Here is a 7,637-nt window from a genome sequence, read left to right as displayed (position 1 = left end):
ATTCAATAGTAATCAGGCAATAAAAAACACCGCAAAAGCGGTGTTTTAATCGATCGACAGTCGGGTCGAATGACCCGAACCATCAGCAACACTTAGTTGCTGACGACACCTTCGGTCGTAACAACGACGCGACGGTTCTTGGCGCGACCTTCTTTGGTCTTGTTACTGGCAACTGGATCAGCTTCACCCATGCCCTTGGTTTCGATCTTGTCGGCAGGGATGTTGTGAGCTGTCAGGTACTTGGCAACCGTGTTGGCGCGACGTTCTGACAGGCCAAGGTTGTACTTCTCGGTGCCGATGCTGTCGGTGTAACCGACAACCTTGATCTTGGCGATCGAGTTCATGTCGCCCATTTCAGAGATCAACTTGTCCAGAGCTTCTTTGCCGGCTGGCTTGAGGTTGTACTTGTCGAAATCGAAGTAGGTATCGGCAGTCAGGGTGACTGTTTTCATTTCCGGAGCCGGTGGTGGTTCGACCACAGCAGCCGGGGCCGCTTCTTTCGGTTTGGCAATCATGTCCGGATCACAGGCCATGATGGCTGTTTCCGGAGTCACTTTGCCAACACCGTTGTGAACGCATTCACCGAAAGGTGTCATGACGGGTTCGCCAGCACTGTTGAACACATAGGGTGACAACGGTTTCTGATCAGCGAAGGCTTGACCGGATAATGCCATGGCAGCAACGATGCCGGTGGCGAGTACGGTAAATTTATTCATCTGTAAGGTCTCCTTTCTCTAAATGGACGCATGAGAATGACAAGCATGATGCGGCATCTATTATGCCCCAATCGTTCGGCAAATGTATTGCCTGAGCCCCTTTTGGGGCAATAAGGTCGCGCTGGTGGATGGGGTTTGCTGCAGTGGCGGCGTGCGGCCTAAGATTCTATTTGTAATTTTCAAGCGTTTCGTATGCGGTCCCGTCTTCTAATTTATTTCATAATCAATGGTTTAAACTGATTGTGATGCCAGTCAATTGTTTTGATTGTCGCTGGTGCGTTCGTGTTGTTTATGTGCAACATCCGTGGTTGGTGTGATACGCGTAACCCAAAGGCTCTCCACTTGTTAGCGTCTGTGGATGGGACTGACGCAAACTGGTGATCAAGACGAGCGTTCATTTGTCATCTTGTGGTAAACTTCCGGCTCTTTTTTGCCGGGTCATGGTGACCATCTGTTTGTGCTCTTAAGCCACTGGGACTCGACGCTTCGTTCCTGAGTAGGGGCGGATGGGGCGTGAGAAATCGTAAGGATTAACAATGTCTGAATTTGCGCAAGAGATATTCAAGGTCAATCTCGAAGACGAGATGCGGCGCTCATATCTTGATTATGCGATGAGTGTGATTGTCGGTCGTGCATTGCCCGATGCACGCGACGGGCTTAAGCCGGTCCACCGACGTGTTCTTTACGCCATGCGTGAGCTCGGCAACGACTGGAACAAGCCTTACAAGAAGTCTGCCCGTGTCGTCGGTGACGTCATCGGTAAATACCACCCGCATGGTGATACTGCGGTTTACGATGCTCTGGTCCGGATGGCGCAGAACTTTTCAATGCGTTACATGTTGATCGACGGTCAGGGTAACTTCGGTTCCGTTGATGGTGACGCGCCTGCGGCCATGCGATACACCGAAGTGCGGATGGCCAAGATCGCACATGAGTTGCAGGCCGATCTTGAAAAAGAAACAGTCGATTTCATCGATAACTATGATGGCTCGGAAAGTGAACCTGGCGTCTTTCCCGCGCGCTACCCCAACCTGTTGGTGAATGGCTCGTCGGGGATTGCCGTTGGCATGGCGACGAACATCCCGCCGCACAACCTGACCGAAATCCTCAATGCCACCATCGCTTTGATCGATGATCCGGATACGGACGACGAAACGCTGTTGGCGCATGTGCCGGGCCCAGACTTTCCAACCGCAGGCATCATCAATGGCGCCGCCGGTATCCGTGAAGCGTATCTGACTGGCCGAGGCCGTGTGGTCATGCGCGCGCGCACGCATTTCGAAGAGGATGATCGTGCCGGTAAAGCCATCATCATCGTGACCGAGTTGCCCTACCAGGTGAACAAGGCGCGGTTGATTGAACGCATTGCCGAACTGGTACGGGAGAAAAAGATCGAGGGCATCACCGAGTTGCGCGATGAGTCCGATAAGGACGGGATGCGCATCGTGATGGAGTTGCGCCGTGGCGAGTTGCCCGATGTGATGCTTAACAATCTGTATCAGCAAACCCAGATGCAGAGTGTGTTCGGCATCAATATGGTGGCGATTGTCGATGGTCAACCGCGCACCTTGGGCTTGCGCGATATCTTGACCGTATTTTTGCGCCATCGTCGTGAAGTGGTGACCCGCCGCACCATCTTTGATCTGCGCAAGGCCCGCGAACGCGCCCACATTCTCGAAGGTCTGGCCGTTGCCCTGGCGAACATCGATGCGATGATCGCCCTGATCAAGGCTGCGCCTACTTCCAATGAAGCGCGCGCTTCCCTGATGGCGCAGAGCTGGGATTCCGGTTTGGTGCGCGTTCTGTTGGAACGGGCTGACGCAGCCGCTTCGCGTCCCGAATCATTGGCTGCTGAATTTGGCTTGCAGCCAGATCAAAGCTATCGGCTCTCTTTGGAGCAGGCGCAAGCCATCCTCGAAATGCGATTGAACCGCCTCACCGGTTTGGAGCAGGAAAAAATCGTCGAGGAATATCGCGGCCTGCTCGAAAAGATTATCGATTTGCTTGATATTCTCCGTTCTGAAACACGCCTGATGCAGGTGATTCGGGATGAGCTCGTCGCCATCATGGATGAGTATGGTGACGAGCGTCGAACCGAGATCATCTTCGATTATGAAGATCTCTCCATTGAAGATCTGATTGCGGAAGAAGACCGGGTAGTCACCCTGTCACGAGAAGGGTATATCAAGACCCAATCGTTGACGGAATATCAAAGTCAACGTCGGGGTGGACGAGGCAAGTCCTCCACTCGAATGAAAGATGAAGATGTAATCGAGCAGATGTTGGTTGCCAGCACGCACGCCTGGGTGCTGATGTTTACCAACCTGGGTCGGGTATACTGGCGCAAGGTCTATCAGTTACCACAAGGTGCGCGTGGCGCACGTGGTCGTCCGATTGTGAACATTCTCCCCTTGCAGGAAGGCGAGCGGGTCAATGCCCTGTTGCCGGTTCGGGAATTTGTCGATGACCACTACATTTTCTTTGCGACCGCAACGGGTCAGGTGAAGAAAACACCACTGGTCGATTTCTCACGACCGAGGCAGGCCGGTATCATTGCGATCGATCTGCGTGAAGATGATCGGCTTATTGGTGCCGCGCTGACCGATGGTTCGCGTGAACTGATGCTGTTCAGCGATGCGGGCAAATCCATCCGCTTTGCCGAAGCTGATGTGCGTTCGATGGGGCGGACAGCCGGTGGCGTGCGTGGTATCCGGATGGACGAGTCACAACGTGTTGTCTCGCTGATCGTCGTGGGCGAGGGTCAGGTGCTTACCGCGACGGAACATGGTTACGGCAAGCGCACGCCGATCGATGATTTCCCATTGCAAGGGCGTGGTGGTCAGGGCGTCATCGCCATTCAGACCAGCGAACGCAATGGTGCGCTGGTTGGCGCGGCGCTGGTGCAGGATGATGACGAGGTCATTCTTATTTCTGATGCGGGTACTTTGGTCCGTACGCAAGTCAGCCAGATTTCGTCGGTTTCCCGCAATACACAGGGCGTCATTCTGATTCGTCTGAGTGACGATGAAAAGCTGGTGCAACTGGCACCGGTTGCAGTGATGTCCGCAGATTCGGATACCGATAGGGAAGAGACCGCTGCTGATGAAGACGGTCCGAATGAGACTGAATAATCATCAGTCGATGGTCTTTAGGGTTTTAATTTGAAACGGTTGGGAGTAATCATGGCGCGAGTATTTAATTTTGGCGCAGGTCCTGCGATGTTGCCTGAAGATGTGCTGATTCAGGCACGCGATGAGATGCTGGATTGCGAGGGCACCGGCATGTCCGTGATGGAGATGAGCCATCGCGGTAAAAAATTTATTGCTATCGCCGAACAGGCGGAAGCAGATCTGCGCCAGTTGATGTCCATTCCGGATAACTACAAGGTGCTGTTCCTGCAGGGTGGGGCATCGGCTCAATTCGCCATGATTCCAATGAATCTGAAATCAGCTCGTGGCGATGGTTCTGCCGACTATCTGAACACAGGGCACTGGTCAGAAAAGGCCGTTGCCGAAGCGAAGCGATTCCTGAACGTAAACGTGGTGGCCGACACCAAGCCGAGCAAATACACCCTGTTGCCTGCACCCGACGAGTTGAAGTTCAACCCGAATGCGTCTTATGTTCATTACACGCCAAACGAAACCATTGCGGGTGTCGAATTCGGTTACATTCCTGAAACGGGCGATGTACCTTTGGTTGCCGATATGTCATCCACCATCCTCTCGCGTCCCGTAGACGTCTCCCGGTTCGGTCTCATCTATGCCGGTGCGCAAAAGAACATCGGTCCTGCCGGCTTGACGATCGTCATCGTGCGCGACGATCTGATTGGCCATGCCGGTGCGGATGTCCCTGCCATGTTTGACTACAAAATCCATGCCGATAACGGTTCGATGTACAACACGCCGCCGACCTATGCCTGGTATATCGCCGGTCTGGTATTCAAGCGCCTGTTGGCGAATGGTGGCCTCGAGCAAATGAAGCAAATCAACGAGCGCAAGGCGAACAAGCTCTATGCTGCCATTGATCAAAGCGGCGGTTTTTACCGTAACCCGGTCGCGGTCAATGCCCGCTCCTGGATGAACGTACCCTTTATCCTCAAAGATGACGCTCTGGATAAACCATTCCTTGCCGAGGCTGAAAAAGCCGGCCTTTCAGCACTGGCCGGGCACCGTTCCGTCGGTGGGATGCGTGCGAGTATCTACAATGCCATGCCTGAAGCCGGTGTCGACGCGCTGATCGCGTTTATGCACGATTTCGCTCAGCGTCACGGTTAATTTTCAGGCTAATTCCAGATTCGAGAGGTTTTTTCATGTTTAACATTCACACACTGAACGCTATTTCCAACAAGGGTACCGATCGCCTGCCTGCGGATAAGTACAACGTCGGCGCGCCGATCGATTCTGCTGATGCCATTCTGGTTCGTTCAGCCAAGATGCACGATATGGTTCTGCCTGAGTCTGTTTTGGCCATCGGCCGCGCAGGTGCGGGCGTCAACAACATACCGGTCGACAAGATGAGCGAACAGGGCGTTGTGGTCTTCAACGCACCCGGTGCCAACGCCAACGCGGTTAAAGAACTCGTCGTGGCCGGTATGCTGATGTCGATCCGTAACCTGGGCGCGGCCTGGGATTTCGCACGTGGTCTGAGCGGCACCGATGAAGAAATTCACAAGGCCGTAGAGGCGGGCAAGAAGGACTTCGTTGGCTTCGAATTGCCCGGCCGTACCCTGGGCGTGATTGGTCTGGGCGCCATCGGTGTGCGTGTGGCTAACGCTGCAAAAGCCTTGGGCATGCGTGTCATCGGTTTCGATCCGGGCATCAGCATCGAACGAGCCTGGGAACTGTCTCCTGAAGTGCATCAGGCGAGCAGCGTGGATGAAGTGCTGGCCAAGGCCGATTTCGTCAGTTTCCACGTGCCGTTGATCGATGCCACCCGCAACCTGATCAACGCTGAGCGTCTGGCGTTCATGAAAGAGAATGTGGTCGTATTGAACTTCGCACGGGAAGGCATTGTGGACGAAGCGGCTATGGTAGCTGCACTGGATGCCGGCAAAGCGCACGCATATGTTTGCGATTTTCCGAGCAACCTGACCAAAAACCATCCGCGTTGCCTGACATTCCCGCATTTGGGTGCTTCAACGGGCGAAGCGGAAGACAACTGCGCCATCATGGTTGTCGACCAAATCAAGGATTACCTCGAAAACGGCAACATCCGCAACTCGGTCAACTTCCCTGAAGTACGCATGTCTCGTTCGGGTGTTCAGCGCCTGGCGATTGCCAACCGCAATATGCCGGACATGGTCGGGCAGATCTCTCATATTCTCGGAAAGTCGAACGTCAATATCGAACGTTTGACGAACGAATCGCGCAAACAGGTCGCTTATACCCTGATTGATCTTGATTCGCCGATTTCAGACGATACCTTGGCTGCCTTGCGCGGTATCAACGGCATCCTGCGTATCCGCGTTCTGTAAGGGTGCTGCGGTGACAGACGCTTTGGGTGAAGCGGGGGCTGGCTGGCCGGATCGACATTTGACAGATCAACCTCTGCCCAACACGCTGGCCGAAGTCCGGCAACAGATCGATTCACTCGATTCCGAATTGATTGCATTGATTTCCAAACGTGCCCGCCTGGCCGAGCGAGTTGCGGAGATCAAGCAGTTGTCGAATGAACCTCAAACATCCTTTTATCGTCCCGAACGAGAGGCTCAGGTGCTCTCACGCGTGCGTGAACGCAATCCTGGGCCGCTTTCGGGCGATACGATGGTTTGGCTGTTTCGTGAGATCATGTCGGCTTGTCTGGCGCTTGAGCAGCCACTTTGTGTGGCGTGTCTCGGACCTTCCGGCACATTTTCCGAGCAGGCGGCACTGCGCGCGTTTGGTCATGGCGCCCGGCTGGTTCTTGAGCCGGGTATTCCCGAAGTTTTCCGTGCCGTTGCGGCAGGTTCCGTCGATTTCGGCGTTGTACCCGTTGAAAATTCCACGGAAGGCAGCGTGTCCCAAACCTTGGATGCCTTGGCTTTCGGAGCGACGGGTGGTGCCCTGAGCGGAGCTTGGGCGGCCGGGGATGTTCGTATTTGTGGTGAGCTGTCGCTCAAGATAGACCAGCAGTTGATGGCCCGGCAGGATGCACGCGATGTGCTCCCACAGCGTATTGTGTCTCACGCCCAGTCATTGGCCCAATGTCGGGAATGGCTGGACGTTCACTATCCCGGCGTGGAACGCATTGCCGTACAGAGCAACAGCGAGGCGGCCCGGCTTGCCGCTGAATCACCACAAATCATGGCGATCGGCCCCACATTGGCTGCGGAGCAGCATGGTCTGGATATTGTCGCGGCAAACATTCAGGACAGTGTGTTCAATACCACCCGATTCGTCGTGATTGGTCGGGATGCCGTACCGCCCTCGGGCGCCGACAAGACTTCCCTCGTGCTTTCCGTCAACAATGAGCCCGGCGCGTTGTCGCGTTTGCTTGCACCGTTGGCGGAGGCGGGGATTGACGTCATGCGCATCGAATCCCGCCCGGCGAGGGAACGTGCGTGGGAGTATGTGTTTTTCATCGATTTCGAAGGACATGCAGACGATGAGCGCATTCGGGCGGCCTTGACCAAAATGCAACCGTTTTGCAGTTCTCTTCGGGTTTTAGGTTCCTATCCACGCGCGGTCATGTCTGCATCAAGTCCCAACGCAGCGGGTGGATCAATAACGGACAGGATCATGTCATGAGCGCGTACGATCGCATCGGCCAACAATTGTCGGATCAGGCGCTGGACTACGTTCGCGCCATTTCCCCGTACGTCATCGGCAAACCCGTTGATGAAGTCGCGCGCGAATTTGGTCTGACCGACATTATCAAGTTGGCTTCCAACGAGAATCCCCTGGGTGCCAGCCCGCGCGCGCGCGCGGCGGTCCAGTCGCTGGA

General features: G+C 54.8%; 5 protein-coding genes and 1 pseudogene. 5 read left to right on the top strand and 1 reads right to left on the bottom strand.

Annotated features, from left to right (window positions below):
• Window positions 1–92: 92 nt before the first annotated feature.
• Window positions 93–716, bottom strand: coding sequence for an OmpA family protein (locus tag PHD44_RS08750; RefSeq protein WP_300190488.1), 624 nt, complete (start codon window positions 714–716; stop codon window positions 93–95).
• Between the two features lie 536 nt (window positions 717–1,252).
• Here PHD44_RS08750 and gyrA point away from each other — a divergent pair.
• The 5 genes and pseudogenes from gyrA to PHD44_RS08725 all read left to right on the top strand — a co-directional run.
• Window positions 1,253–3,847: a DNA gyrase subunit A gene (gene gyrA, locus PHD44_RS08745; RefSeq protein WP_300190485.1), complete on the top strand. Its 2,595-nt coding sequence runs from the start codon at window positions 1,253–1,255 to the stop codon at window positions 3,845–3,847.
• Window positions 3,848–3,898: 51 nt separating this feature from the next.
• Window positions 3,899–4,990: a 3-phosphoserine/phosphohydroxythreonine transaminase gene (gene serC / locus PHD44_RS08740; protein WP_300190482.1), complete on the top strand. Its 1,092-nt coding sequence runs from the start codon at window positions 3,899–3,901 to the stop codon at window positions 4,988–4,990.
• A gap of 35 nt (window positions 4,991–5,025) precedes the next feature.
• Window positions 5,026–6,189 (top strand): phosphoglycerate dehydrogenase, encoded by a 1,164-nt coding sequence (locus PHD44_RS08735; protein WP_300190480.1) that lies wholly within the window; start codon window positions 5,026–5,028, stop codon window positions 6,187–6,189.
• Window positions 6,190–6,247: 58 nt separating this feature from the next.
• A complete protein-coding gene (gene pheA / locus PHD44_RS08730) occupies window positions 6,248–7,441 on the top strand; it encodes a prephenate dehydratase (protein ID WP_367182022.1) in 1,194 nt (397 codons plus the stop codon).
• Window positions 7,438–7,637 (top strand): annotated as a pseudogene (locus tag PHD44_RS08725) (histidinol-phosphate transaminase); the annotation flags it as partial. The gene pheA and the pseudogene PHD44_RS08725, both read left to right, overlap by 4 nt.

It is taken from the genome of Halothiobacillus sp. (assembly GCF_028710545.1).
Classification (GTDB): Bacteria; Pseudomonadota; Gammaproteobacteria; order Halothiobacillales; family Halothiobacillaceae; genus Halothiobacillus.
Note: the sequence above shows the minus strand (reverse complement) of the source record. Positions and strands in the feature narration are given on the sequence as shown.

Bases quoted from the DNA above. Each gene is read 5' to 3' on its own strand.
- serC (WP_300190482.1), top strand. From the start codon at position 3,899: ATGGCGCGAGTATTTAATTTTGGCGCAGGTCCTGCGATGTTGCCTGAA.
- PHD44_RS08735 (WP_300190480.1), top strand. From the start codon at position 5,026: ATGTTTAACATTCACACACTGAACGCTATTTCCAACAAGGGTACCGAT.
- gyrA (WP_300190485.1), top strand. From the start codon at position 1,253: ATGTCTGAATTTGCGCAAGAGATATTCAAGGTCAATCTCGAAGACGAG.
- PHD44_RS08750 (WP_300190488.1), bottom strand. From the start codon at position 716: ATGAATAAATTTACCGTACTCGCCACCGGCATCGTTGCTGCCATGGCA.